This is a genomic window from Capnocytophaga sp. oral taxon 864 (assembly GCF_002998835.1).
GTDB lineage: Bacteria > Bacteroidota > Bacteroidia > Flavobacteriales > Flavobacteriaceae > Capnocytophaga > Capnocytophaga ochracea.
The window spans coordinates 1286429-1311763 of the sequence record NZ_CP027232.1 but is presented as its reverse complement, the minus strand read 5'-3'; the positions used below and the strand labels follow the sequence as shown (position 1 = coordinate 1311763).

21 protein-coding genes are annotated in these 25335 nt (G+C 40.5%); 18 read left to right on the top strand and 3 right to left on the bottom strand.

From position 1 onward, the window contains the following. Nucleotides 1–46: 46 nt before the first annotated feature. From surE to C3V44_RS05760, 3 genes are read left to right on the top strand one after another with little or no spacing between them, the layout of a single operon-like run. The gene (gene surE / locus C3V44_RS05770; RefSeq protein WP_048748121.1) at nucleotides 47–817 is read left to right on the top strand and encodes a 5'/3'-nucleotidase SurE; all 771 of its coding nucleotides are present in this window, start codon (nucleotides 47–49) and stop codon (nucleotides 815–817) included. After that, on the top strand, nucleotides 805–1107 hold the full coding sequence (locus C3V44_RS05765) for a hypothetical protein (protein ID WP_009411254.1): 303 nt from the start codon (nucleotides 805–807) through the stop codon (nucleotides 1105–1107). The genes surE and C3V44_RS05765 overlap by 13 nt, the downstream gene beginning before the upstream one ends. An 11-nt stretch (nucleotides 1108–1118) precedes the next feature. Then, complete coding sequence (locus C3V44_RS05760) at nucleotides 1119–3038, top strand: LTA synthase family protein (protein WP_106095842.1); 1920 nt, start codon at nucleotides 1119–1121, stop codon at nucleotides 3036–3038. A gap of 93 nt (nucleotides 3039–3131) precedes the next feature. On the opposite strand, the gene trxB is transcribed toward C3V44_RS05760, so the two are convergent. Both trxB and C3V44_RS05750 read right to left on the bottom strand, forming a co-directional pair. Then, nucleotides 3132–4073, bottom strand: a complete 942-nt coding sequence (trxB, locus tag C3V44_RS05755) for a thioredoxin-disulfide reductase (protein ID WP_009419158.1) — start codon at nucleotides 4071–4073, stop codon at nucleotides 3132–3134. Nucleotides 4074–4515: 442 nt separating this feature from the next. Continuing rightward, nucleotides 4516–4734 (bottom strand): hypothetical protein, encoded by a 219-nt coding sequence (locus C3V44_RS05750; protein ID WP_106095841.1) that lies wholly within the window; start codon nucleotides 4732–4734, stop codon nucleotides 4516–4518. A 194-nt stretch (nucleotides 4735–4928) separates the two neighbouring features. On the opposite strand from C3V44_RS05750, the gene C3V44_RS05745 reads away from it, so the two are divergent. The 6 genes from C3V44_RS05745 to murI all read left to right on the top strand — a co-directional run bounded on the left by C3V44_RS05745 (nucleotide 4929) and on the right by murI (nucleotide 11541). Then, complete coding sequence (locus tag C3V44_RS05745; protein ID WP_034554165.1) at nucleotides 4929–5624, top strand: DUF6089 family protein; 696 nt, start codon at nucleotides 4929–4931, stop codon at nucleotides 5622–5624. A gap of 15 nt (nucleotides 5625–5639) precedes the next feature. Then, nucleotides 5640–6362, top strand: coding sequence for an isoprenyl transferase (locus C3V44_RS05740; RefSeq protein ID WP_016479702.1), 723 nt, complete (start codon nucleotides 5640–5642; stop codon nucleotides 6360–6362). A 4-nt stretch (nucleotides 6363–6366) separates the two neighbouring features. Then, nucleotides 6367–8901 (top strand): outer membrane protein assembly factor BamA, encoded by a 2535-nt coding sequence (bamA, locus tag C3V44_RS05735; RefSeq protein WP_106096635.1) that lies wholly within the window; start codon nucleotides 6367–6369, stop codon nucleotides 8899–8901. Nucleotides 8902–8970: 69 nt separating this feature from the next. Continuing rightward, nucleotides 8971–10065 (top strand): OmpH family outer membrane protein, encoded by a 1095-nt coding sequence (locus C3V44_RS05730; RefSeq protein WP_106095840.1) that lies wholly within the window; start codon nucleotides 8971–8973, stop codon nucleotides 10063–10065. A gap of 30 nt (nucleotides 10066–10095) precedes the next feature. Further along, nucleotides 10096–10629, top strand: coding sequence for an OmpH family outer membrane protein (locus C3V44_RS05725; protein ID WP_016479699.1), 534 nt, complete (start codon nucleotides 10096–10098; stop codon nucleotides 10627–10629). A gap of 102 nt (nucleotides 10630–10731) precedes the next feature. Continuing rightward, nucleotides 10732–11541: a glutamate racemase gene (gene murI / locus C3V44_RS05720; RefSeq protein ID WP_106095839.1), complete on the top strand. Its 810-nt coding sequence runs from the start codon at nucleotides 10732–10734 to the stop codon at nucleotides 11539–11541. Between the two features lie 16 nt (nucleotides 11542–11557). On the opposite strand, the gene C3V44_RS05715 is transcribed toward murI, so the two are convergent. Continuing rightward, nucleotides 11558–12532: a lytic transglycosylase domain-containing protein gene (locus C3V44_RS05715; RefSeq protein ID WP_106095838.1), complete on the bottom strand. Its 975-nt coding sequence runs from the start codon at nucleotides 12530–12532 to the stop codon at nucleotides 11558–11560. Between the two features lie 1016 nt (nucleotides 12533–13548). Between C3V44_RS05715 and C3V44_RS05705 the strand changes: the two genes are divergently transcribed. The 9 genes from C3V44_RS05705 (at nucleotide 13549) to glmS (ending at nucleotide 25308) form a co-directional block, all read left to right on the top strand. After that, the gene (locus tag C3V44_RS05705; RefSeq protein ID WP_106095837.1) at nucleotides 13549–15948 is read left to right on the top strand and encodes a TonB-dependent receptor; all 2400 of its coding nucleotides are present in this window, start codon (nucleotides 13549–13551) and stop codon (nucleotides 15946–15948) included. A gap of 99 nt (nucleotides 15949–16047) precedes the next feature. After that, complete coding sequence (locus tag C3V44_RS05700) at nucleotides 16048–18516, top strand: M1 family metallopeptidase (RefSeq protein ID WP_106095836.1); 2469 nt, start codon at nucleotides 16048–16050, stop codon at nucleotides 18514–18516. A gap of 90 nt (nucleotides 18517–18606) precedes the next feature. Then, nucleotides 18607–19134, top strand: a complete 528-nt coding sequence (locus tag C3V44_RS05695) for a GNAT family N-acetyltransferase (protein WP_106096633.1) — start codon at nucleotides 18607–18609, stop codon at nucleotides 19132–19134. Nucleotides 19135–19136: 2 nt separating this feature from the next. Continuing rightward, entirely contained in the window at nucleotides 19137–19682 is a 546-nt protein-coding gene (gene fic, locus C3V44_RS05690; RefSeq protein WP_106095835.1) for a protein adenylyltransferase Fic, read from the top strand. 4 nt (nucleotides 19683–19686) lie between these two features. Continuing rightward, a complete protein-coding gene (locus C3V44_RS05685) occupies nucleotides 19687–20610 on the top strand; it encodes a DUF4300 family protein (protein WP_106096634.1) in 924 nt (307 codons plus the stop codon). A 59-nt stretch (nucleotides 20611–20669) separates the two neighbouring features. Next, nucleotides 20670–21974, top strand: a complete 1305-nt coding sequence (gene der / locus C3V44_RS05680; protein WP_106095834.1) for a ribosome biogenesis GTPase Der — start codon at nucleotides 20670–20672, stop codon at nucleotides 21972–21974. 14 nt (nucleotides 21975–21988) lie between these two features. Next, nucleotides 21989–22966, top strand: a complete 978-nt coding sequence (locus C3V44_RS05675; protein ID WP_106096632.1) for a D-alanine--D-alanine ligase — start codon at nucleotides 21989–21991, stop codon at nucleotides 22964–22966. A 17-nt stretch (nucleotides 22967–22983) separates the two neighbouring features. Then, nucleotides 22984–23436, top strand: coding sequence for a pantetheine-phosphate adenylyltransferase (gene coaD, locus C3V44_RS05670; protein WP_002675408.1), 453 nt, complete (start codon nucleotides 22984–22986; stop codon nucleotides 23434–23436). A 30-nt stretch (nucleotides 23437–23466) separates the two neighbouring features. After that, nucleotides 23467–25308 (top strand): glutamine--fructose-6-phosphate transaminase (isomerizing), encoded by a 1842-nt coding sequence (glmS, locus tag C3V44_RS05665; protein WP_106095833.1) that lies wholly within the window; start codon nucleotides 23467–23469, stop codon nucleotides 25306–25308. Nucleotides 25309–25335: the final 27 nt, after the last annotated feature.

The window sequence follows — 25335 nt, the reverse complement described above, 5'->3', positions numbered from 1 at the left end:
GCACATCGTAAAGACGCGACTACAAAACGCGTCTTTACTTTTTAGTATGCAAAAACCTTTAATATTAGTAACAAACGACGACGGTATTACCGCTCCGGGTATCCGTTATCTGATAGACATAATGAAAGAATTAGGAGAAGTAGTGGTAGTAGCTCCTGATTCGCCACAGAGCGGTAAAGGGCACGCCGTTACCCTCGATACTACTATGTACTGCGACCCTGTGCCCTCACATAACGGAGCTACTCGCGAATACGCTTGTAGTGGTACACCTGCCGACTGTGTGAAAATAGCCAAACACGAAGTGCTGAACGGTCGTTTGCCCGATCTCTGTGTGAGTGGTATCAATCACGGTTCCAATGCTTCTATCAACGTGATATATTCAGGAACGATGAGTGCAGCTATCGAGGCGGGTACTGAGGGCATTCCTGCTATTGGTTTTTCATTATTAGACTCCAGTTGGAATGCCGACTTTTCGCAAGCGCGCTCTTATATCAAAAGTATTGCTGAAAAAGTACTCGCTAATGGTTTGCCCAAAGGGACAGTACTGAATGTGAATATACCTAATATCAAGAAGGAAGAAATAAAAGGCGTAAAAGTATGCCGTCAAGCACGTTCGCGCTGGATAGAAAGTTTTGACAAACGTGTGAACCCGCAAGGGAGAGTGTACTACTGGATGACAGGTACTTTTGTGAATGAAGACCAAGGTACTGATACTGACCAATGGGCTCTCGAAAACGGCTACATTTCAGTAGTGCCTATTCAATTTGACCTTACGGCTCACCAAAATATTCAAGAGTTAAAGCAATGGGATTTTTAAATATAAATCAAAAACGCAAAGACCAAATCATTGGTTTTATAGCAGGTATTGTCGTAAATGTAATAGGGGTGATAGCCTATGTGCTTATTTTCTCTAAATTTAGTATTGCTACTACCTTGCAAGATGCCTATTACAAGAGATATTTAGGTAAACTCATACTCTTAGGAGCCCTGTTAGACCTTGCTATCTTCTTCTTTTTTATCAATCGTTATGAAAACGAACGCGCACGTGGTGTACTTATCGCTTCGTGCGTATTAGCCTTTATAATTCTGCTATTACAATTCACTTAAAATTAAATACAATGAGAATCAGAGAATATGTAGTTTTCTTATACCGTATCTTCTTGGTATACTTATTTTATGCCATTGCACGTGGTTTGTTTATCTATATGAATCGCGGACTGATGGGTGATTATAACACATCCGACCTTTTCTATTATGGATTGGCGTTTGATAACTGTGCTATAATGTACACTAATTTGCTGTTCATACTGCTCAGTTTACTACCTTTGTGGGTAAATACCCATAAGAAGTTTCAGAAAGCAGTTTTTTGGTCGTACTTTATACCTAATACGATTGCTTATGCCACCAATTTTATTGATATGGCATACTACCCTTTTAGCAAGTCTCGCCTTACTTCGGCATCGTTTGCAGTTATAGAACACGAAAACAACAAAATGAAAATATTCAGTAGCTTTTTAGGAGGCTATTGGTATATGTTCGTAGGCTTCTTTTTACTGATAGCTCTTTGGGTTTTTCTTTATAAACGCGTGAAAAACGTCGAAGTGCCTATTGCTCAAAAGAAATCTTATTTTGGTTGGTCTGCTGTATTTTTCTTAGGCTTCGGTACTCTGATAATGATGGCTATACGAGGCGGTGGTTTTACTTCGGATACACGCCCTATCAATATGCTCGATGCTAGCCGACACGTAAATACAGCTCCTCAGGCTGATGCGATACTAAACACGCCTTTTTGTCTCATTCGCAGTATGGGTAAGAACAAAGGATTTAAAGAATATCACTTTGTAGATGAAGCCTACATCAATGAGAGTTTAAAACCTATTAAGCAGTACAACCGCGAAGTAGCTACCAAGCCCAATGTTGTCCTCTTTATTTTAGAAAGTTTCGGTAAAGAGTATTGGGGCTGTATGAATACTAAAACCCATATTCCTAACTTTAAGTCGTATACTCCCTTTTTAGACTCGTTAGCACAACATTCACTTGTGCTCGACAATGCTTATTGCACAGGACGTCAGTCTATACACGGAATGTCGTCAATGTTGGCAGGAATTCCCTCTTTTCAAGTCGCTTACACCTCATCACCTTATGTGAAGCAACCCACACAGTCTTTGGTGTCTATTGCCAAAGAAATGGGCTACGATACCTCTTTCTTCCATTCAGCACCCAATGGTTCTATGGGATTCTTAGGTTTTTCTAATATCTTAGGCTTCGACCATTATTATGGTAAAAATGAGTACAATAACGATGCTGATGACGATGGACACTGGGGAATTTGGGACGAACCTTTTTTCCAATATATGTGCAGGACTTATTCTCAAAAGAAACAACCTTTCTTAGGCACTATTTTCACACTCTCCTCCCACCACCCTTTTCAAATTCCTAAGCAATATGAGGGCAAATTCCCTAAAGGCAACTTAGAAATTCACCAATGTATTGGCTATACCGATTACGCTCTCAAACAATTCTTTGAGTGTGCTAAAAAACAACCTTGGTATAACAATACTATCTTTGCTTTTGTCAATGACCACCCTAACCAAATCTATTACGACCTTTACAAAGAGCCTATTACAGGCAAAGGAGCAGCAATTATGTTCTACAGCCCTAACCCTAATTTAGTGCCAAAGGGGGTAAATTCAGATATTACTCAGCAAATAGATATTTATCCTTCGTTAGTAGACCTAATGGGTTACCATAAGCCTTTCCGCTCTTGGGGGCGCAGTGTGTTTGCCAATCTTCCTGATGAAACGCCTCGCGCTTTTATCTCCGATGCGCTTATGTACCAAATGATGCAAGGTAATTACATCTATATCATCGACGAAACAGGCAAGGTAAACGGAGTGTACAAGAAAGAAGACGGTGCTCTCAAAAACAATCTCTTGGGCAAAGAAGACAATGCCGAAATACAAAAAGGTATTAAAGATTTAAAAGCCTTTATGCAAGACTATATGGATAGAATTATCAACCATAAATTGAATAATTAGCAAATTAGTCAATTAGCAAATGAGAAAGCGCGATGTTTAGAATAATAAACATCGCGCTTTTTTACCTTTTACCTTTTATCTTTTACCTTTTACCTATTCAAGAGTAAGGAGGTATTTCTCTGCGTCCAACGCTGCCATACAGCCCGAGCCTGCTGCCGTAATAGCTTGGCGGTAGCGTGTGTCGGCAGCATCACCGGCTACAAACACCCCTGCTACATTGGTGAGCGAAGTGCCCGCTACATTTTTAATATAGCCCACCTCATCAGTGTCGATATAAGGTTTAAACACATCAGTATTAGGTTTGTGACCGATAGCTACAAAGAAACCTGTGATAGCTATTTCGCTTATCTCCCCTGTCTTGTTGTTGCGCACTTTAATGCCGGTAACTACTTGTCCGTCACCTAATATCTCTTCAGTTTCAGTATTGAAAAGCACTTCTATTTTTGGCGAATTGAGCACGCGTTCCTTCATAATTTGTGAAGCGCGGAACTCATCGCGACGCACGAGCATTGTTACTTTCGAGCAGAGGTTCGCTAAGTAAAGCGCTTCCTCACAAGCCGAGTCGCCTGCCCCTACAATAGCCACGTGTTGATTGCGGTAGAAAAAACCGTCGCACACAGCACAAGCCGATACGCCTCCTCCTGTTTGCAAATAGTGCTGTTCGGAGGGTAAACCTAAGTATTTAGCCGAAGCACCCGTAGCGATAATCACAGCATCAGCGTGGAGCTCTTGGTCATCTACCCATACTTTGTGGGGGTGAGCCGAAAAATCTACCTTAGTCACCCAGCCGTTGCGAATATCAGCCCCAAAGCGTTTAGCTTGTTGCTCTAACTGCATCATCATTTCGCTACCCATTACTCCCTCAGGATATCCCGGAAAATTCTCTACTTCGTTAGTAGTAGTGAGCTGTCCACCAGGTTGTTCTCCTTGGTAAAGCACAGGGCTTAGGTTCGCGCGCGAAGCGTAAATAGCGGCAGTATAGCCCGCAGGACCTGAGCCTATAATTAGGCATTTTATCTTTTCAATGTTTGCCATAGCAATTTTTTCTTTCTTTTAATTAGGGTGCAAAACTACAAAAATAATACCAATCTACAAACCTGCCAATTTGTCAATCAGAGCAAACGCACGAAGTTGAAAGTTAATATCAGTTCGATAAATAATTCTGATGATGAGTCTTTTTTGCGGTATATACACTTTGCCAAAGTTTCAAAATTTGGCAAAGTTGAATCTTGAATTGTTATTTCACAAGGCGTAGTCTTGATGCTATTTTAATTTTGAAATCAGTTTTGTTTAATTTCTGAAACACAATCTCTCGCATACCCCACTCCGAGTATTCGTCGGCTATTTTACATCGAGCTCACGTTACTTATTTTTATGTCCTACAAGTCTAACCAGTAGAACCAGTGATATGAGCAGATAGTAGCACTATAAGTCCAATCAGTATTCAGTTAGTATTCCATTAATCTTCGGTTAGTCTTCATTGTAGAGCCACTGTAGAGCCACTGTAGAGCCACTGTAGAGCCACTGTAGAGCCACTGTAGAGCCACTGTAGAGCCACTGTAGAGTTACTGTAGAGCCACTGTAGAGCCACTATAAGACCACTGTAGTTTCGTTTAAGATTTATTAAAAATCCGTCAGATGTCTCACAGAGCAACCACAAGGTACTTCTCGCTCCCTCCTCACAAGCACCTTTCATCTACCCACTTTTCACAAATCACCCCCGATAACTTATAATTCTTTATAAAAATAAATATACTTATATCGTGTTAATAATCAATGATATATAAAGAATTTTAACAGCTAATTAAAAAATCCAAAATAAAAAAATAGGAAATAATAAATGTTATTTCATATAAAACACGTATATTTGCGCCTTGCATAGAATAGCGTATGTACAGATTTATACACATTACATTGATACTATTGGCGATGCATATGGCATCGGCACAGCAACACGAAATCGGTGTTTTCTTAGGTGGAAGCAACCCCATTTCAGATGTTGGTAGAACCTATTATTTATATCCTAACAAAATCGCTTTTGGTGGGATATATAAATGGAATTTCCACGAACGTATGGCAGTTCGTGTGCAGGTTACTAAGTCCGAACTTAGAGCTAACGACGTCCAGTCCGATATCCCTGGTAAACGCAATCGAGGGTTCGCTTATTCAAGTGATATTACCGATTTGGCAGTAGGCACCGAGTTCAATTTCTTTAGCTACAGAATCGGCAATTTGCTCGATATGCCTATGACCCCCTATGTGTTCGTAGGTATAGCTGGGCTTTGGCACGACGATTTGTACTTCGACCCCTCCTCTCCCAAACCCGTTGAAGCTACCGATACTACACGTCGCGACTTCGATGTGGCTGTGCCCGTAGCTTTCGGTTTTAAAGCTAAAATCACTCGAAGGCTTGTTTTAGGAGGTGAAGTAGCTTTCCGTTTTGCCCTTACTAACAACGTCGATGGTAGTGCGCCCGAAAGAAAATCCTTTACATTCGGTAACATAGGAAGAAGTTACGACTGGTATGCCTTCTCAGGTCTTACCCTTACCTACACCTTCGGCGAATGGCCTTGCTATTGTAGATAATTTCACTTAAAACCAATGGAGATTACGAACTATCCAAAGCATCTGGCTATTATAATGGACGGTAATGGGCGCTGGGCAAAAAAACAAGGTTTGCTCAGAGCCTATGGTCACGAAAAAGGAGTGCAAACTGTGCGACAAGTAGTGGAATATTGTGTGGAACACGGTATTCCATACCTCACCCTTTTTGCCTTTTCTACCGAAAATTGGAAACGACCCGCCTTAGAAGTAAAAGCCCTAATGGAGCTATTGGTAAAGTTCCTAAAAAAGGAAGTTGATAATTTGCACAAGAATAATGTAAGACTCAAAACCATTGGCAATTTAGACCGTTTCCCTCCTAAACCACGCGAAGCCCTACTTGCTTCTATCGATAAACTCAAAAACAATACAGGGCTTACCCTTACCTTAGCCCTCAACTATGGAGCACGTGAAGAAATCCTAACTGCTATAAAAGAAATTGCAGCAAAAGTAAAAGAAGGCACACTTATTGCTAATACAATTACCGAAACAACACTACAAAAACACCTATACACCTACGACTTACCCGATGTAGACTTACTTATCCGCACCAGCGGTGAGGAGCGCATCAGCAATTTTTTATTATGGCAAATAGCCTATGCCGAACTCTATTTTACTGAAGTATTATGGCCTGATTTCACAAAAAAACACTTAGAAGAAGCCTTATCAAACTATCAAAATAGAGAAAGACGATTTGGAAAAACAAGCGAACAACTTACGTAAAACTATGCTGAAAAAATTTTTATTGCTTGCTTTCTTGGCTTTTGTAAGCCTTGTAAGTGCACAAGAAGAAGATAGAATATCATTAGGAAAAGGAAGAAAATATACAATTGGTGGCATTGAAGTTACTGGCGCAAAACGTTATAACGAACAAACTATCCTCACTACTTCGGGTTTGAAAGTAGGTGATGTAATCGAAATCCCCAGTGAAAAATTCAGCTCCATCATTCATAAGCTATGGGGCTATAAGTTGTTTAGCGATATTAATATTTATATCAAGCGCGTAGAAGGTGATACCGTATTCTTAGAGTTAGCTATCAAAGAAACACCTTCATTAGTCGATGTAAAAGTAACAGGTATCGGACAGAAAAAAGCAGAAACCCTCCTTAAAGATGCCGAAATTAAAAAAGGAGTAAAGGTAAACGAAAGCCTTATTGCTAATACTAAAAACTATATCACTAATAAATATCGAAAAGATGGTTATCTCAACACCAAAGTAACTATCGATACCAAAATAGATACTACCGATGCCAATGGTGTAGATATGCTCATTCACATCGATAGAGGTAATAAGGTAAAAATTGATAAAATTACTTTTGAAGGCAATCAGCAATTTACCTCAGCCAAGTTGCGCAAGAAGCTCAAAAAGACAAAACAAGTGCGTTTCGGTCGTTTCTGGAAACGCTCCAAATATGTTAAGAAAGACTACGACGAAGATTTAACAAACCTCGTAGATTTCTATAAAGAAAAAGGCTATCGCGATGCTCGTGTGGTAAACGATACGCTTATTAAAAATAAAGACGGTAATGTAAGTCTTAATATAGCAGTAGAAGAAGGGAAGCGTTATTATTTCGGTGATATCCGCTTCTTAGGAAACTCAGTCTATAACGACCGTGTGCTCAATCAAGTATTGGGTATCAAAAAAGGCGATGTATATAACGGAGTATTGCTCAAAAAACGCATTCAAGACAATACCAAACCCGATGCCGAAGATATAACCAATTTATATCAAAATAGTGGTTATCTCTTCTCGCAAATACACCCTGTAGAAACCTCAGTAGTAAATGATACTATCAATTTCGAAATACGCGTGGTAGAAGGGAAGCCTGCTTATTTTAATAAAATATCAGTAACAGGTAACGAAAAGACTAACGACTATGTAATTTATCGCGAGTTGCGCACACGTCCTGGTTATCTATATAGCAAAGATGCCGTAGTGCGTACCGTTCGTGAGTTAGGACAGTTGCAACTATTCGATGCTCAAAACATCAATCCAGAGTTTAAAAATGCCGACCCTAATGCAGGAACCGTAGATATAGAATATAAACTCACCGAAACAGGTTCAAGCCAAGTGCAGTTGCAAGGAGGGTACGGTGGAGGCTCATTCATAGGTACACTTGCCCTTTCATTCAATAACTTTTCTATTCGCAACTTGTTCAACCCCAAAGCCTATCGCCCAGTGCCTATGGGCGACGGTCAAGCACTATCACTCAGTTTCCAAATAAGTAGATACTACCGCACTTATGGGTTTTCATTCACCGAGCCTTGGATGGGAGGTAAACAGCCTGTGCAGTTCTCAGTGTCATTCAGTAGAACCGAACAGTTCGGGTATAGTTACAGGAGCTATGATGTAGATAAGAGTAAGCGTGTGTATATCACGGGAATAAGCGTAGGTTTAGCCAAACGTTTAAGAGTCCCCGATGATTATTTCCAAATCGCTCATACTTTAAGCTATCAGCATTATGATTTGAAGAATTATCCTAATTTAGGACTCTTTACTTTTAAAAACGGTAACTCTAATTCATTAGCTTATACTATTTCGCTATCGCGTAATTCAAGTGGGCCTAACCCTATCTATCCAATGTCAGGAAGTAGCTTTACCATTAGTGCGAAGCTTACCCCTCCTTACTCATTGTTCAATAAGGTAGATTATGGTAAACTACTTGAAGAACGAGAAACAGCTTCTACCAATAAAGATTCTGATAGAATAGCACAAATAGACCAAGAGCGTTTCCACTGGTTAGAGTTTTATAAGCTCAAGTTTACCTCAGCTTGGTATACCAATATTTACAGTAAATTTGTATTAAAGTTTGGTGCTGATTTTGGTTATTTGGGAGCTTATAACAGCAAACGCGGTATAGTACCTTTTGAACGTTTCTTTATGGGAGGCGATGGCTTAGGCTATTACTCGATGGACGGACGTGAAAACATACAAATGCGCGGGTATGAAAACTATGCCCTTTCCGCCGATGATGGCGAGACTGTGTTTAATAAGTTCTCTCTGGAATTGCGTTATCCTATTACTCTTAAACCAATGGCTTCTATCTATGGCTTAGTATTTGCCGAAGGAGGTAATGTACACAATGGATTAGAGAACTTTAATCCTTTCCAGATTAAGCGTTCAGCAGGTTTAGGATTGCGACTCTTTATGCCACAGTTCGGTATGCTGGGTATTGACTTTGGGTATGGTTTCGATAACCCTGCCAATAGCAATAACCGCAGTGGCTGGCAAACACACTTTATTTTTGGACAACAATTCTAATTTTTGGCACGATATTTTCTTTTACGAAAAGAGAAGGCTAAAAAGTAGTATATACATTTGATAAATGTTATGAACAAACTACAAGCGTTATTTATAGTACTATTGTGTAGTGCCTGTTTTACTTATGCACAAAAGCCATCTCGTATTGGCTATGTGGATATGGATTACATATTATCACACCTCGAAGATTATAAAGTAGCAAGCCAGCAGTTTGCCTTACAAGTAGAGCAATGGGAGGCTGAAATAGCCAAACGCCAAGAAAAGATAAAGGCTGAAAAAGATAAGTTAGAAGCTGAGAAAGCTTTACTTACTCCCGAGCTTATCAAAGATAAAGAAGAAGAAATAGCTCTGTTAGAATACAACTTGAATGCCTATAAACAGCAGAAGTTTGATGCTAAGGAAGGAGAGTATATCACCCAAAAGTTTATGCTTGCTAAGCCTATCCAAGACCAAGTGTTCAATATAGTGCAAGAGATAGGAAAGATGCGCAAATACGACTTTATTTTTGAAAAGAGTGACGCCACTATGTTATTCTCTAATGAGCAACATAACTTGAGTAAAGTAGTGCTTCGTGCCTTGAAGAAGAAAGACAATGCCGAAGATAGGAACAAAGATATGGCTCAGCTCTTAAAAGAAAGCTATGATTTTGAGTTTGTAGAAGAACGCGTTAAGAAACGTAAAGAAGCTGAAAAAGCACGTGAGCAACGCCGAGTACAATACGAACAAGAACGTTTGCGCAAAACTGAAGAAATGAAGCAACAGCGCGAACAGCTCAAAGCGAAACGCGAGAAAGAGCAAGCCGAGCGCCAGCAGAAGTTCCAACAAGAACGAGACGCCCTTAAAGCGCAACGCGAAAAAGAACAAGCTGAACGTGTACAGAAGTTCCAACAAGAGCGCGATGCTCTTAAAGCACAACGCGAGAAAGAGCAAGCTGAGCTTCAGCAGAAGTTCCAACAACAGCGCGATTCTATAAAGGTGCAACGGGACAAAGAGCAAGCCGAACGCCAACAGAAGTTACAAGAACAGAAAGAACAGCGTGAGAAGGAAATAGCTGAACGCCAAAAGAAACTTGAAGAACAAAGGGTGCAACGTGAAAAAGAACAAGCCGAGCGCCTTAAAAAACAACAAGAGGCGAGAACACAAACGCCAACAACAAATCAGTAAAAATTTTTAAATAACTAATATTACAAACAGATGATGAGAAACATTAGAACGTTGATGATTGCATTGGCTCTATTCTTAGGAGCTACTACAATGCTTACTGCACAAGTGAAAATCGCTCATATTGATGTGCAAAAACTTTTAGAAGAAATGCCTGAAAGAAAATCAATAGAGTCACAATTAAAGAAAATGGAGCAAGGATATATGAACGATATTCAAGCAGCTATTAAAGAATTGCAAGCTAAGGCTCAAAAGTATCAGAATGAAGCTGCTGCTCTTACAGAGGCACAACTTAAAGCTCGTGAAGCAGAATTCCTCAAAAAATCAGAGGAAATTAAAACTATGGAAGAAAATATCCGTAAAACACAACAAACTGCTGCTGAGAATTTACAGAAAAAGCAACAAGAATTGGTAGAGCCATTGCTTAAAAAGGTAAAAAGCTCTATTGAGAAAATTGCTAAGCAAAGAGGACTTCAGTACGTATTGGATTCAAGTGCAGGCTCAAGCGTGATTGTAGCTACAGGAGATGACCTTTACAGTACAGTTAAAAAGGACTTAGGATTTTAGTTCGTAGGTTTTTAAAATTAATAGATATTTTTTCTTATGAAAAGTGTTCGCTAAGTGAACACTTTTTTTTATTTTTGCAACTGAAAAGAACCTTATTTTAAAATGACTCACTCAACATCACGTACAGCACCTATTGGTTTGTTTGACTCTGGAGTAGGGGGGACTACTATCTGGAAAGAAGTAAACGCACTAATGCCTAATGAGAATACCCTGTTTATAGCAGATAATAAAAATGCTCCTTATGGTGAGAAGGCTAAGGAGGAAATCATTGCATTATGCGATGCTAATACGCGTTTTCTGTTAGAAAATAATGCAAAAATTATAGTAGTAGCGTGCAATACGGGTACTACCAATGCTATATCGTATTTGAGGAATAAATATAAAGAAGTACCTTTTATAGGAATAGAACCTGCCATAAAGCCTGCGAGTTTGCAGAGTGTTACTAAGAAAATAGGGGTATTAGCAACCCGCAGTACACTTGCCAGCGACCTTTTTGCTAAAACCAGTGAGCACCTTAAACAGGAAGAGCAAGTGGAAATTATAGAGCAAGTAGGGGAGGGGCTAGTAGACCTTATAGAAGCGGGACATATAAAAAGTCCTGAAATGACGCTATTATTACGCAAATACCTCTTACCTATGGTTGCCGAAGGGATTGATTATTTGGTGTTAGGTTGCACTCATTACCCTTATTTGTTGCCACAAATACAAGAGCTCATTCCTCCACACATAAAGGTAATAGATTCGGGGTATGCGGTAGCCAAACAAACGCGCAATATACTTTCTCAACATCATTTGCTGAATGATGATGCTACTGCAGAGGCACAACACCTTTGGCTTGCTAATGGCAAGGTAGAAGTATTGCAACAGTTTGCGCCCAAGAATGTCGAACACTTGAAAATTTCTACTTTCTGATATTTATTCTTAAAAACTATTTCTTGGGAATCCTGATATAATACGCTTTGCCATCTATATTATCTAGCCTTTTATCGCGTAGCCAAGGATTGTATAGTTTTAGGTCTTTATAAGTAATGTTCTGACTCTTGGCGAATTGGGTGAGATTTTCGATGGTAGAATCTACCATTACATTGTAAGTGGGCAGTTCGTTATACAAATGTTTCTTCTCGAAGATGAAGCCGTACTTCTTAGGGTGCTTCATTATCTCTTTTAGAGCTAAAATACGAAAAACATAGCGTGAAGTTTCGGAGCTTAGCCATAAATCATAATAATTATTAGTTTCTTGAAAAGAAGTTTGCTTATTCATTCCTGAGATACCGGCATTATAAGCAGCGGCAGCCATCGTCCACGAACCTGTACTGCGCTTGGCTTTGTTTAAATAATCGCAGGCAGCTTGGGTAGCTTTTTCTATGTGATAACGCTCATCTACTTGGTCGGTTACTTCTAAGCCGTATTCTTGAGCGGCGGGTTTCATAAGTTGCCAAAAGCCACTTGCACCGGAGGGTGATACCGCATTGGTGAGTCCGCTTTCTATGATGGCTAAATATTTGAAATCATCGGGGATATTATTGCGTTTGAGGATAGGTTCGATGATAGGGAAATACTTATTAGCACGCTTGAGCACCAACAAAGTATTGGATTGCCAATAGGTATTTACGATAAGCTCTCGGTCTAAACGCTCGTGTACATCGGGGTCTTCCAAAGGTACTCTTTCACCAGCAAAGTCTAATTTTTCGGGTAAATCGATGGCAAAAACTCTGTAATCATTAGAGAAATCGCTTTTATGATGAGTTTCTTGAGCTGAAAGAGGGTTCTGGGCTGCTTCGGCTTCTGCTTGTTCGTAGATATTGTTTTCTTCTTTTTTAACTGACATTGCATTGACCAAAAAACCAGAGAGCAAAACTACTCCTCCACCTATAAGCAAATATTGTATCGTTCTTTTCATCATTTTTTTCTTTTGTATAGATTGGGGCAAAGATAGTAAATAATTCTTTAATACCAAATAGTGTTAGAAATGAGAAAATGAGGAAATTAGCAAATGAGAAAATTAGCAAATGAGAAAATTAGCAAATGAGGAAATTAGCAAATGAGGAAATTAGCAAATGAGGAAATTAGCAAATGAGGAAATTAGCAAATGAGGAAATGAGGTGCGAGCTTGAGTTAGAGGAATGAGGCTGTGCCTCAGAAATTAAACAAATTTTAAACAAAATCAAGTCTACGTTTTGTGAAATGGGGAGAGAGATTTGTCGGAGTTTTTGAAGAATCTTAAAGAGGTTCTGAACTTTCGGAAGATATCGGAGAGATTCGGAAGAAGGTTAAGAGGGGTTTTGATGAAAAAAGGCTATTAGATGGGTGGGGTTAGCTTATAGAGAGCTTATAGGAAGCTTATACGAATCTTGGACGATTGGTATAGAAAGGGTATGTAAATAGTTGGTTCATAACATCATACAACAGCACTAAAAATGTTAAAAACGAGGTTTCGAGGCGAAAGAAAGAGGAAGAGGTGATAGGCCTTAGGCCATAGGCACTAGGGGAAACATCCCCCTAACCCCCTTCAAAGGGGGAATGTAGCGACGGAAAAAGGGGAAGAGATAATTAGGAAATTAGCAAATTAGAAAATTAGTAAATGGGGAAGTGTAATAGAAACCTCCTCTTTTACACATACCCAGCTGTCGCTGGCTACCTCCAAAGGAGGAATGTAGTGACGGAAAGAGGGAAAGAGAAATTAGAGAATTAGCAAATTTGAAAATGAGAAAATGGGGTGGTGTGGATTCTTAGGGCATAGGTAATAGGGGAAAGTATGACGGAAAAGGGAGAATGTAGCGAGCGAAAAATAAAGATAAGGCGAAGGTAAGATATATAAACCTCCTTGTTAAAGTAAAACAATAAAATAAGTTAATTCTTTTTGTGAAGTGTGTTTTTTATTTTACATTTGCACCATTATTCGCCATAAACAATATTTTAATGAAAAGTTTTATTTTCTTTCTTGCTCTTTTTTGTGAGCTTACCCTTTCTGCTCAAGCACAATACACTGTAAAAGGCTTCGTCCATAACGCTTCGCTTGAGGGAATTCCCAAAGTAGCTATTAAAGTATTAGATGCTGATACGAACCTTATTGTAAGCGAACCTCTTACGGGAGCTAACGGACTCTTTAGCTTTACTTCTCCTCCTCGTAAGTTGCGCATTTATATTGAAAGTACGGGTGATTATTTGTCGTATACGGGAGAGCCTTTTCTGTTAGACAAGAATATTGATATGCTTGCTATTGCACTTAGCACTGCGGTAGATTTGGAAGAAGTAGTACTTACAGCTACTCAGAAGAAAGCTGCTGTGTATATGGAGCAAGGCAAGATAGTGTTTTCACCTAAAAACAGCCTAACACACTCTTCGGGTACGGCACTTGATGCACTGAAAAGTACGCCCAATGTGGTGGTAGACAACCAAAATCACCTGAGCATTGGCGGAAAAAGCAATGTGTTGGTGCTCATCAATGGGAAACCTACTTATATGCAGCCCGACGATTTGGCGAACTACCTGAAATCTATTCCAATGGCGCAAATCAAGAAAACGGAATTATTACTTAATCCGCCAGCCGAATATGAGGCACAGGGAGGAGCAGGAGCGGTGAATATAGTATTAGACAAAAAGACGGTGGAAGGCACGTTCTTCTCTTTAAATAACGGGGTGTCGTATTGGTGGAATCTGCGACAGAACACAGAACTCCAATTGCAACACAGCGTGAAGAAGGGTATTTTGCGTTTGGGTTATAATCATCAGTTGGGGCATTACGCAATGGATTACGGCAGTGAGCGCCTACAAAATGGCTTGCGCTACGAAAGTCCTACCGATGATACCGAAAAGCGCAAAACGATTGCAGGGCATATTGGCTATGACTATTTGCCCGATGAACAACATACCTTAGGGGTGCAACTCTCTGCCAACACGTTATTTGGCAAAGGAACTACCAGCACGACTACCCGCTTTTTCAATGCTGCTAATGTATTGGAAAAGACGCTATCGGGCTATAACGATTACTTTATGCAAAAAGCCAATCGATACAGTGCCAATGCTTACTACACGTTTACTCCTTCGGATAACGAACGCTATCAGTTGGACATAGATTACGCTTTCTTTGATGGGGGCTCGGGCAATTGGCAACCCAACACTTACCGTTCGCCTGAGGGTACTATACTTTCTCACGAGATGTACCTCTCCGAAAACGACCGTAAGATACATATCTTCGCTACTTCTTTTCGTTCGGAGCTACCGTTATGGGGAGGCAGTCTTACAGCAGGTGCTAAATATTCACAAGTATTTTCGGATAATAGTTTTCATTTCTTCAAGCACTTGCCTACCCACAATATCATAGATGTAAACCGCTCCAATGCTTTCGACTTCAAAGAGCGTATTTTTGCCGTATATGCCCAGTATCACTACCCTATTACCGAACGCTTGAATGCTGAGGTGGGTGTGCGCAACGAGACCACTTTTTCTAAGGGAGTGCTATTGCCTGTTGCGGGCAGTGCAAATAGCCAACAAGAACACAAAAAGCACTATACCAATTTCTTTCCTACCCTGAGTTTGCAATACCAATGCAACGATGACCTACAACTATTTGCAGGTTATAGCACACGTATCAACCGACCTGAATACCAGAATCTCAATCCGTTTGAATACCTCTTAGACGAATTATCGTATTGGAAAGGGAATCCGTTTTTAGCCCCTGAGAAGATACAAAAACTCACTCTTTCGGCTTCGTATAAAAAGACATCTTTTACAATGGCTTACAGCTATTCTACTGATTTTTTTAGCAGTATTAGTGAACCTTTTCAGCAAAATAAGATTATTTCTATCCCTCAGAACATAGGTAGCCAGCACCATTTACTTTTTTCTCTTTATCAAGAACTCAACTGGGGCAAAGGCTGTCAGACGACTATTACCCCTAACCTCAGTTATATAGAGAACAAAGGCACTGTGTTAGAAGGCACTGAGTTACACCTCAATCGTTGGCAGTACAGCCTAACGATGCAAAATTACTTTCGCTTGCCTTGGCAACTGAAAGGCGAACTCACGGCAGTTTACAATTCGCGCAGATTAGCAGGCATCAACGAGATAGCTAAATCGTCAGGAGGTATAGACCTCGGTTTGCAACGCCTTTTCTTAAATAATCGTCTTACGGCTACCTTTAGTTTTACCGATATTTTCCACACCCAGCGTTGGGACAGCGAGAGCCATTTGCCTAACTTAGACCTTTATGCTTACGGCAATAGCGAAAGCCGACAGCTTAAACTGAACTTCACTTACCAATTTGGAAAAGCTAAAGAGGCACACATAAATGAACTGGAAGAAGTACAACGTTTGTGATTTTTTGGTGTTTTATTTCGCTATAATGGCAAAAAGCTATATCTTTGCATTTGAAATTATCCCTTGGAAATATATTTTTCAAGGCAATAAAATAAGCTAATGAAAAAAACACTTTTTACTATTATTGCCCTGTTACTTTCGGGCTACACTTTTGCACAGACGGATACTTCGGGGCGAAGCCTCTATCGTGCTACTCCTGAGAAGAAAACTGCCTTAAAGCACACGAAATTGAAGGTAGATTTTAACTTCACTAACCAAACACTCAACGGCGAAGAATGGCTTACTGCTTCTCCTTATTTCTATGCTACCGATAGCCTTATCCTTGATGCAAAGGCTATGCTTATCCACAAGGTGGCTTTGGAACAGAACGGCAAGCAACAGCCTCTTTCTTATAGCTATAAGAATGATATGTTGAGAATAAAACTCAACAAAACTTACCAAAAAGGGGAGACCTATACCGTGTACATTCGCTATACGGCACAGCCTGAAAAGGTAACCGATAAGGGCAGTCGTGCGATTACCGATGCCAAAGGGCTTTACTTTATCAACCCTAACGGAGAAGCCGACAAGCCTATGCGCCAAGTATGGACGCAGGGTGAAACGGAAGGCTCTTCGTGCTGGTTTCCTACCATCGACAAGCCCAACCAAAAGACTACTCAAGAAATAGAAATGACAGTGCCCGATAGCTTTGTTACCCTCTCTAACGGGGTGCTAAAAAGCAGTGATAAGAAAGGCAATATGCGCACCGACTATTGGGTGATGGACAAGCCTCACGCACCTTATCTTTTCTTTATGGGGGCAGGAGAGTTTGCCGTAGTAAAAGATACGCCTTGGCGCGGTAAGGTGCCTATTGAATACTATGTAGAAAAGGAATACGAGCCTGTTGCAAAACAGATATTTGGAAATACTTCCGAGATGATTACGTTCTTCTCTGAGCGTTTTGGCTATGACTATCCGTGGGCTAAATACGCCCAAATGGTAGTGCGCGACTTTGTGAGTGGAGCAATGGAAAACACTACGGCTGTAAGCCACGCCGAGAGTGCTTATCAGAGCGCAGAAGCTTTGGCTGACCAAAACTATTGGGAGCCTATTATCGCACACGAATTGGCACACCACTGGTTTGGTGATTTGGTAACTACCGAAAGCTGGTCGAATCTCACCGTAAACGAGTCGTTTGCGAACTATAGTGAATACTTGTGGTTGCTACACAAATACGGCAAAGATGCCGCAGAATACCACCTTAGCAATAACACCCTTCAATACCAACACCGCGTCAATGATTTTGCAAAAGATTTGGTGCGCTTTGGCTATGATTCACGTGAGGATATGTTCGATTTGGTATCTTACAACAAAGGCGGGGCTATCTTGCATATGTTGCGCAATTATCTTGGTGATGAGGCTTTCTTTGCAGGGCTTACCGATTACCTCAAAACGAATGAATACGGCACGGGGGAAGCTCACCAATTACGTCTTTCGTTAGAAAAAGTGAGCGGTAAAGACTTGAACTGGTTCTTCAACCAATGGTACTTTGGCAATGGTAATCCTACTGTGAATGTAGAAAAGACGTTTAGCAATGGTAAATTGACCTTAAAAATTATTCAAACACAAAGCGAAGACCTCTTGTTTCAGTTTCCGTTGGATATAGATATTTACAGAAATGGCAAGGCAGAGCGTCATAGTGTTTGGGTAGATGCTCGTAAAGAAAATACTTTTACTTTTGCAATGAAGAAAGCCCCAGAGCTGATAGATATCAACCCCGAAGGTGTGGTGCTGATAGATGAGCAATACCAAAAAACGTGGGCGGAGTATTTGTACCAAATGCAACGCGCTAAATCGCTCAAGAGCAGAATGCAAGCGGTAAGTGCCCCAATGGCTCCTGACGGCAAAGATATTTTGCTCGCTGCTCTTAAAGACCCCTTTTTCCAAGTGCGCATACAAGCATTGCAAAAACTCGCTAATTATGAACTGAATGCCAAAGAAATGGCAATGGTAGAAAAGATTGCGTCTTCTGACCCTGAGAACTTAGCTAAATCGGCAGCGATATGGGTATTAGCTACCTCAAAATACAAAAACAAATACGTTTCTTTATTTGAAAAATACCTTGGAACTCCTTCGGGGGCTATCAAGAATGCTGCTATCAACGGGATAGCTCGTACTGAGCCCGCACGCGCTAAGAGTATACTTGAAAAAGGAAATGTTAAAGACTTTGATACCGACCAATTAGCGGGATTATCAGGAGTAATTGTAGACAACCAAATGGAGCAGTATCTCCCTGCGATACTTCCTTATTTTATATACTATCCTTTTTTTGAAAAGGACAATCCTGAAACAGCTACCAACTTCAAAAAAGGCTATGAGTGGGCAATGCACTTAGACAATACTTCACACGTGGAGCTATTGGCTGAATCACTCAAAGAAATCGCTAAAGATATGGAGAACCCTGCTGCTAAAGAGATGCTCAAAAATGTTTTAGACGAGGGAATCACTATCAAACGTGGCTTAAACCAAACTGAATCGGTAAAGAAACAGATTAAGATGTTGGAAGAGATTAAAGAAATGTTTAAGTAGTGGTTAATGGTTAATGATAAACTTTGCCAAAGGTGCGAGCCGCACGGGCAGATAACTTTGGTAAAGTCTATTTATAAAATATTTAAGTTTATGGAAACACTTCACACAATGCGCCTTTTGCTTCGTCCTTGGAAAATAACAGATGCCGAAGCCTTATACGCACAAGCGCATAATCCTATTATAGGCAAGATGTGCGGTTGGTTACCTCACAAAAGTGTGGAGGAGAGCCGGGAGATTATTGAGGTTGTCCTTAGCAAGTCTCATAGTTTTGCTATTTGTCTGCCCAATAACACACCTATTGGTAGTATAGGCTTGCTTTTACAAGGAGAAAGCAATCTTCCTGTAAGCGAAAATGAAGCTGAAATAGGCTACTGGCTTGGAGAAGACTTTTGGGGTAAGGGATATGTTACTGAAGCTACTCTAAGGGTAATACAATATGCTTTTGAACAGTTGAACCTTACTCAACTATGGGCAAGCGCATACGAGGAAAATGTTGCCTCACAGCGAGTACTTGAAAAATGTGGATTCCGTTATCATCATACCCTTGAAGATTTCTTGTTTCCACTCACAGGGGAGAGACATACAAGTTTGATATATACATTAAACAGAGAAAATTGAAGATGAATACTCAAGAAATCGACGCGCAAAGTTTACAAAATGCCTATCGTCTTTTTGAGAGTGGGACTATAGAGCAGATAGAAGTAGGTACCACTAAAGGATTATGCGAGATACATCGCTATCTTTTTGAGGGGCTTTACGATTTTGCAGGTGAGATACGTCGGCTAAACATCAGCAAGGGCGGTTTTAAGTTTGCCAATGCGATGTTTTTGCACGCTATCCTACCCGTAATAGACCAAATGCCTGAAAATACTTTTGAAGAAATTGTAGCCAAATACGTAGAGATGAATATTGCCCACCCTTTTATGGAAGGCAATGGACGTGCTACTCGTATATGGCTCGACTTGATACTCAAAAAACGCTTAGGCAAAGTAGTGAATTGGCAACAGATAGATAAAGCTCCTTACCTCCAAGCAATGGAGCGTAGCCCTATCAACGATTTGGAATTACGCTTTTTGTTGCAACCTGCCCTTACTGATAAAGTAAACGACCGTGAAGTAATTTTTAAAGGTATAGAGCAATCATATTATTATGAAAGTAATGATTAAAACAATGAAAAGACTTCTATTGATAACTACTCTTTCTTTGGTAACAATTTCTTGCCAACAGAAGAAAGCAACAACTGAAAAAACAGCAGTTACTCTCACTTATTCTAATTTAGTAGATACCGCTACCCAAGATGAAGTGCAAAAAGCCCTTATAGCAGCGGGAATAGCTGAGCAAAATGTAGCCTCTTTTTTGGAGAGTGTAGCCCTTTTCAACCAAACCGTAGGCGATAAAGCAGGCTTAGTACCCAAAGGATTTGTTACTATTGACAGCTTGCTACCTAAGTATGATGAGGTTGCTATACAAAGCATTTGGACGGCTAAATACCCTATGTTTCAAGGTTATAATTGCCGTCTTACCTCTTTTACCCTCTTGCGTGATTTAATTTCTTTCCCTACGAATAAAAAGTTTGCTAGCAAAGAGGAAGACGAGGTGCTTTTTATAGACCGTGAGTCCTTGCACAATACTCCTAAGAAGTTCTTTACCTCTGAGGAAGAAAATAACTTTTTTACCCTCTTTACTGAGGTGCCTACTACTAATACCAAAGATATAAATACCCATTTGCAGGCGATGCAACAGGCGTGGAAAGAACGCGGTATCAATTTCCGTTATAAAAACGACCCTACTAAGGCATCGCTTATCTCGGCAGTCTTCCATTCTCAAGTCACCCCAGAGGAGAACACACTTTTTGTAGGACACGTAGGGGTATTAGTACCTTTTGACGGCAAGCTGCTCTTTATAGAAAAACTCGCTTTTCAAGAACCCTATCAGGTAATAAAATTAGAGAATCGCACCCAGCTCAGTGATTATTTAATGAACCGATATGATGTAGAATGGGAGCAACCTAATGCTATTCCGTTTATAATGGAAAACGATGTGCTAATGGACGGCTATCGCCCCAATCCATATAAAAAAGAACAGCGATTGTAAGAAGATAATTGTCATTTGTCAATTAATTTCTATCTTTGCAAAAAATAAGTAGGTGTATTATGAGTGCTATAGTAGCCATTGTGGGACGACCGAATGTAGGTAAATCCACTTTTTTTAACCGTTTGATAAAACGCCGTGAGGCTATCGTGGACGCTGTAAGTGGCGTAACACGCGACCGCCATTATGGTAAAACCGACTGGAACGGGGTCTCTTTTTCTGTTATTGATACAGGTGGTTACTTAGCGGGAGGCGACGATTCTTTCGAGAAAGAAATCAATAAACAAGTTGCCTTAGCCATAGATGAAGCCGATGCGATTATCTTTATGGTAAACGTAGAAGAAGGACTTACCGGTATGGACGAAGCTGTAGCTGAGTTGTTGCGTAAATGCCGTAAACCGATATTAGTAGCGGTAAACAAAGTAGATAGCAACAACCGTCGCAACGATATGCACGAATTTTATGCCTTAGGCTTTGAACATCTCTACGCCCTATCAAGTGTAAATGGTAGTGGTACGGGTGAATTGTTAGACGATTTGGTCGCTCTCTTGCCCGAAAAAGAAAAACAAGAAGAAAACACCTTACCGCGCTTTGCCGTAGTAGGGAGACCTAATGCGGGTAAATCGTCCTTTATCAACGCCCTTATAGGCGAAGACCGCTATATTGTTACCGATATTGCAGGCACTACACGCGATGCTATTGATACTAAATATAACCGCTTTGGATTTGAGTTCAACTTAGTAGATACAGCAGGTATCCGTCGTAAAGCCAAAGTGAAAGAGGACTTAGAGTTTTACTCGGTAATGCGTTCTATTCGCGCCATTGAACACTCCGATGTGTGTATTTTGATGCTTGATGCTACGCGTGGTTTTGAAAGCCAAGATGCTAATATTTTCTGGTTGGCACAACGTAATCGCAAAGGCATCGTAATATTAGTAAACAAATGGGATTTGGTAGAGAAGGAAAACAATACAGCTAAACAGTACGAAGCGGCTATCCGCAAAGAAATAGAACCTTTCACTGATGTACCCATCTTGTTTGTATCAGCACTGAATAAGCAACGTATCTACAAAGCCATAGAAACGGCTGTAGCTGTGTATAACAACCGTACCAAGCGTATCCCTACTCGCAAACTCAATGAGGTGATGTTGCCTATTATTGAGAACTATCCACCCCCTGCGATCAAAGGAAAATACATCAAGATAAAGTTCTGTACCCAGTTGCCTACACCTATGCCACAGTTTGCTTTCTTTGCTAATTTGCCACAGTACGTAAAAGACCCTTACAGGCGTTTTATCGAGAACAAACTCCGTGAGAACTTCGATTTTAATGGTGTGCCTATTGACGTGTATTTCAGACAGAAATGATACTATTGAAAAAAATGAAAAAGAATATAGCAATCATAATGGGAGGTTACTCTAATGAAGCTCCCGTTTCTTTAAAGAGTGCTGCAGTAGTAGCCAAACATCTCAACCAAGATAAATATGTACCTTACCCCGTGCGTATCGACCGCGATAAATGGGTGTATGTAGATGCTCAAAACAACGAACACCCTATTGATAAAAACGACTTCTCGGTAACAGTAAACGGGCGTAAAATTACTTTTGATGCTGTTTTCAATGCCATTCACGGCACCCCAGGTGAAGACGGTTATTTGCAAGCCTATTTCAATTTGATTGGCTTACCTCTCACAGGATGTAGTATGTATGCTTCGGCTCTTACTTTCAACAAACGTGATATGCTATCGGTACTCAAACCTTTTGGAATTCTTTCTGCCCCTTCTTACTATCTCAACAAAGGTGAAGACTACAACACTGCTGATATTGTAGCCAAAGTAGGCTTGCCTTGCTTTGTGAAGGCTAATAAATCAGGGAGTAGTTTTGGAGTGTATAAAGTATATGAAGAGGAACAACTGCCTATGTATATAGACAAAGCATTTGAAGTAGACGACGAAATCCTCATCGAAAGTTTCTTGAAAGGTACTGAAATCTCTATCGGGGTAATCAACTATCGCGGGAAAATAAAAGTTCTTCCAATGACTGAGATTGTATCCGAGAATGATTTCTTCGATTATGATGCCAAGTATAACGGCAAGTCGCAAGAAATTACCCCTGCGCGCCTTTCTGCCGAAATGACTGCTAAAATCAACGCTTTGGCGGAACGTGTATACCGATTGTTAAAAATGGAAGGTTTCAGCCGAAGTGAGTTCATCATAGTAGGCGACACGCCTTATTTACTCGAAATGAATACTACACCAGGGCTTTCAGAAGCTAGTTTACTGCCTCAACAAGCTAAAGTAGCAGGTATCAGTCTTGAAGAACTATTCGAAAGCGAAATTGAACGAGTATTGAATCACTAACCATTAATCGTTAATCATTGAAAAGAGCTTTATTTCCAGGGTCGTTTGACCCCATTACCTTAGGTCATTACGATATTATCAAACGTGCTTTAGACCTATTCGATGAAATTGTGGTTGCCATAGGTATCAATAGCGACAAGAACTATATGTTTACGGTAGAACAACGCAAAGAGTTTATCGAAAAAGCCTTTGCCGATGAACCCAAAGTAAAAGTTACTACCTACCAAGGGCTTACGGTAGACTTCTGCAAAGAAATTGATGCGCAATTTATCCTCAGAGGTTTGCGCAACCCAGCCGACTTTGAGTTTGAAAAAGCTATTGCGCATACTAACCGCAAATTATCTCAAATAGAAACTGTCTTTTTACTAACGGCAGCACGAACTTCGTTTATATCATCGTCTATTGTGCGCGATGTTATTCGCAATCACGGTGATTATACCGTATTAGTGCCCGAAAGTGTAAGAGTGTAAAATAATAAATAATAAAAAGAACTTAAAAATATGTGTGGAATTGTAGGTTATTTAGGCAAACGTGCCGCTTTTCCCATCGTGATTGATGGGTTAAAACGCTTAGAATACCGTGGATATGACAGCGCAGGTTTTATCTTAAACGCTGAGAGTTTTTACGGAGAAAAAACCAAGGGCAAAGTATCCGATTTGGTAGCCAAAGCAGGGGAAAATGTTCCTACTTATGGTTGCGGTATGGGGCATACCCGTTGGGCAACCCACGGAGTGCCTAACGACATCAATTCACACCCTCACCGTTCCAACTCTGGCAAGATTGCTATTGTACACAACGGTATTATTGAGAATTACGAGAGTATCAAGCAAAACCTCATCAAAGAGGGGTTTGTATTCCATTCAGATACTGATACCGAGGTATTAGTAGATTTCATCGAATACTTCAAAGAAAAAGAAAACGTCAATTTAGAGACTGCGGTGCGCTATGCGCTTAACGAGGTGGTGGGCGCTTTTGCCATTGCTGTAATGGAGGAAAGTAAACCTGAGGAAATAGTAGTAGCTCGCTTGGGTAGTCCGTTGGTAATAGGGGTAGGTGATGGAGAGTTCTTCATCGCTTCCGATGCCTCTCCTTTTATAGAATACACCCAAAATGCTGTGTATTTAGAAGATGGCGAAATGGCTACCATTCACCTCAACAAACCGTTAAAAGTGATTAAAATAGGCAGTAATGAGCAGGTGAGTCCGTTTGTACAACAACTCAAACTCAACCTCGAAGCAATAGAAAAAGGCGGATACGACCATTTTATGCTCAAAGAAATCTACGAGCAGCCTAAGTCTATCCAAGACACGATGCGCGGTCGCCTCTTGCCCAACCATACTACCAAACTATCAGGAATAGATAATCATTTAGAGACCTTCCTCAATGCCAAACGCATCGTTATTGTAGCGTGTGGCACTTCGTGGCACGCAGGCTTGGTAGGTGAATATCTGTTAGAAGAATACGCTCGTATTCCTGTAGAAGTAGAGTACGCCTCAGAGTTCCGTTATCGCAACCCTATTATCAATAAGGGGGATATCGTCATTGCTATTTCACAATCAGGCGAGACTGCCGATACCTTAGCAGCCCTCAAATTAGCGAAAGAAAAAGGAGCTTTTATCTACGGTATTTGCAATGTGGTAGGTTCATCAATTGCGCGTATCACCCATTCAGGTACTTACACTCACGCAGGTCCTGAAATAGGGGTAGCTTCTACCAAAGCCTTTACCACCCAACTCACGGTGCTTACCCTTATCGCTTTGCATTTAGGACATAAGAAGGGTACCCTCAGTTCGGAAACCTATCACCGTCTTTGTAAGGAATTAGAACGTGTGCCCCAGTTGCTCGAAACCACTATCAAAACAGTAGATCACAAGATAGCCGAGATAGCCGAAAGCTATAAAACAGCTACCAATTGCTTGTATTTAGGTCGTGGTTTTAACTTCCCTACCGCTTTGGAAGGGGCTTTAAAACTCAAAGAAATATCCTATATTCACGCCGAAGGCTATCCAGCTGCCGAGATGAAACACGGACCTATCGCCCTTATCGATGAGAATATGCCGGTGATATTCATAGCACCGTCTAAAGGACATTATGATAAGGTAGTTTCTAATGCACAAGAGATAAAGGCGCGCAAAGGTAAAATTATAGCCGTAGTAACCGAAGGCGATACCCAAATGGCGGGCTTAGCAAACCACGTGATTGAAATACCCGAAATCAGTGAGGCGCTTACCCCTATTTTAGCTTCAGTACCTTTGCAGTTGCTGTCCTATTATATCGCTATCAAGCGCGGTTGCAATGTCGATCAACCTCGTAATTTAGCCAAATCAGTAACCGTAGAATAATTTGGTAATAAAAAAGAGTCTATTTGC

What these genes read in the sequence shown, in the direction of transcription:
- surE (WP_048748121.1), top strand. Translation starts at nt 47, where the DNA reads ATGCAAAAACCTTTAATATTAGTAACAAACGACGACGGTATTACCGCT.
- C3V44_RS05765 (WP_009411254.1), top strand. Translation starts at nt 805, where the DNA reads ATGGGATTTTTAAATATAAATCAAAAACGCAAAGACCAAATCATTGGT.
- C3V44_RS05760 (WP_106095842.1), top strand. Translation starts at nt 1,119, where the DNA reads ATGAGAATCAGAGAATATGTAGTTTTCTTATACCGTATCTTCTTGGTA.
- trxB (WP_009419158.1), bottom strand. Translation starts at nt 4,073, where the DNA reads ATGGCAAACATTGAAAAGATAAAATGCCTAATTATAGGCTCAGGTCCT.
- C3V44_RS05750 (WP_106095841.1), bottom strand. Translation starts at nt 4,734, where the DNA reads ATGAAAGGTGCTTGTGAGGAGGGAGCGAGAAGTACCTTGTGGTTGCTC.
- C3V44_RS05745 (WP_034554165.1), top strand. Translation starts at nt 4,929, where the DNA reads ATGTACAGATTTATACACATTACATTGATACTATTGGCGATGCATATG.
- C3V44_RS05740 (WP_016479702.1), top strand. Translation starts at nt 5,640, where the DNA reads ATGGAGATTACGAACTATCCAAAGCATCTGGCTATTATAATGGACGGT.
- bamA (WP_106096635.1), top strand. Translation starts at nt 6,367, where the DNA reads ATGCTGAAAAAATTTTTATTGCTTGCTTTCTTGGCTTTTGTAAGCCTT.
- C3V44_RS05730 (WP_106095840.1), top strand. Translation starts at nt 8,971, where the DNA reads ATGAACAAACTACAAGCGTTATTTATAGTACTATTGTGTAGTGCCTGT.
- C3V44_RS05725 (WP_016479699.1), top strand. Translation starts at nt 10,096, where the DNA reads ATGATGAGAAACATTAGAACGTTGATGATTGCATTGGCTCTATTCTTA.
- murI (WP_106095839.1), top strand. Translation starts at nt 10,732, where the DNA reads ATGACTCACTCAACATCACGTACAGCACCTATTGGTTTGTTTGACTCT.
- C3V44_RS05715 (WP_106095838.1), bottom strand. Translation starts at nt 12,532, where the DNA reads ATGATGAAAAGAACGATACAATATTTGCTTATAGGTGGAGGAGTAGTT.
- C3V44_RS05705 (WP_106095837.1), top strand. Translation starts at nt 13,549, where the DNA reads ATGAAAAGTTTTATTTTCTTTCTTGCTCTTTTTTGTGAGCTTACCCTT.
- C3V44_RS05700 (WP_106095836.1), top strand. Translation starts at nt 16,048, where the DNA reads ATGAAAAAAACACTTTTTACTATTATTGCCCTGTTACTTTCGGGCTAC.
- C3V44_RS05695 (WP_106096633.1), top strand. Translation starts at nt 18,607, where the DNA reads ATGGAAACACTTCACACAATGCGCCTTTTGCTTCGTCCTTGGAAAATA.
- fic (WP_106095835.1), top strand. Translation starts at nt 19,137, where the DNA reads ATGAATACTCAAGAAATCGACGCGCAAAGTTTACAAAATGCCTATCGT.
- C3V44_RS05685 (WP_106096634.1), top strand. Translation starts at nt 19,687, where the DNA reads ATGAAAAGACTTCTATTGATAACTACTCTTTCTTTGGTAACAATTTCT.
- der (WP_106095834.1), top strand. Translation starts at nt 20,670, where the DNA reads ATGAGTGCTATAGTAGCCATTGTGGGACGACCGAATGTAGGTAAATCC.
- C3V44_RS05675 (WP_106096632.1), top strand. Translation starts at nt 21,989, where the DNA reads ATGAAAAAGAATATAGCAATCATAATGGGAGGTTACTCTAATGAAGCT.
- glmS (WP_106095833.1), top strand. Translation starts at nt 23,467, where the DNA reads ATGTGTGGAATTGTAGGTTATTTAGGCAAACGTGCCGCTTTTCCCATC.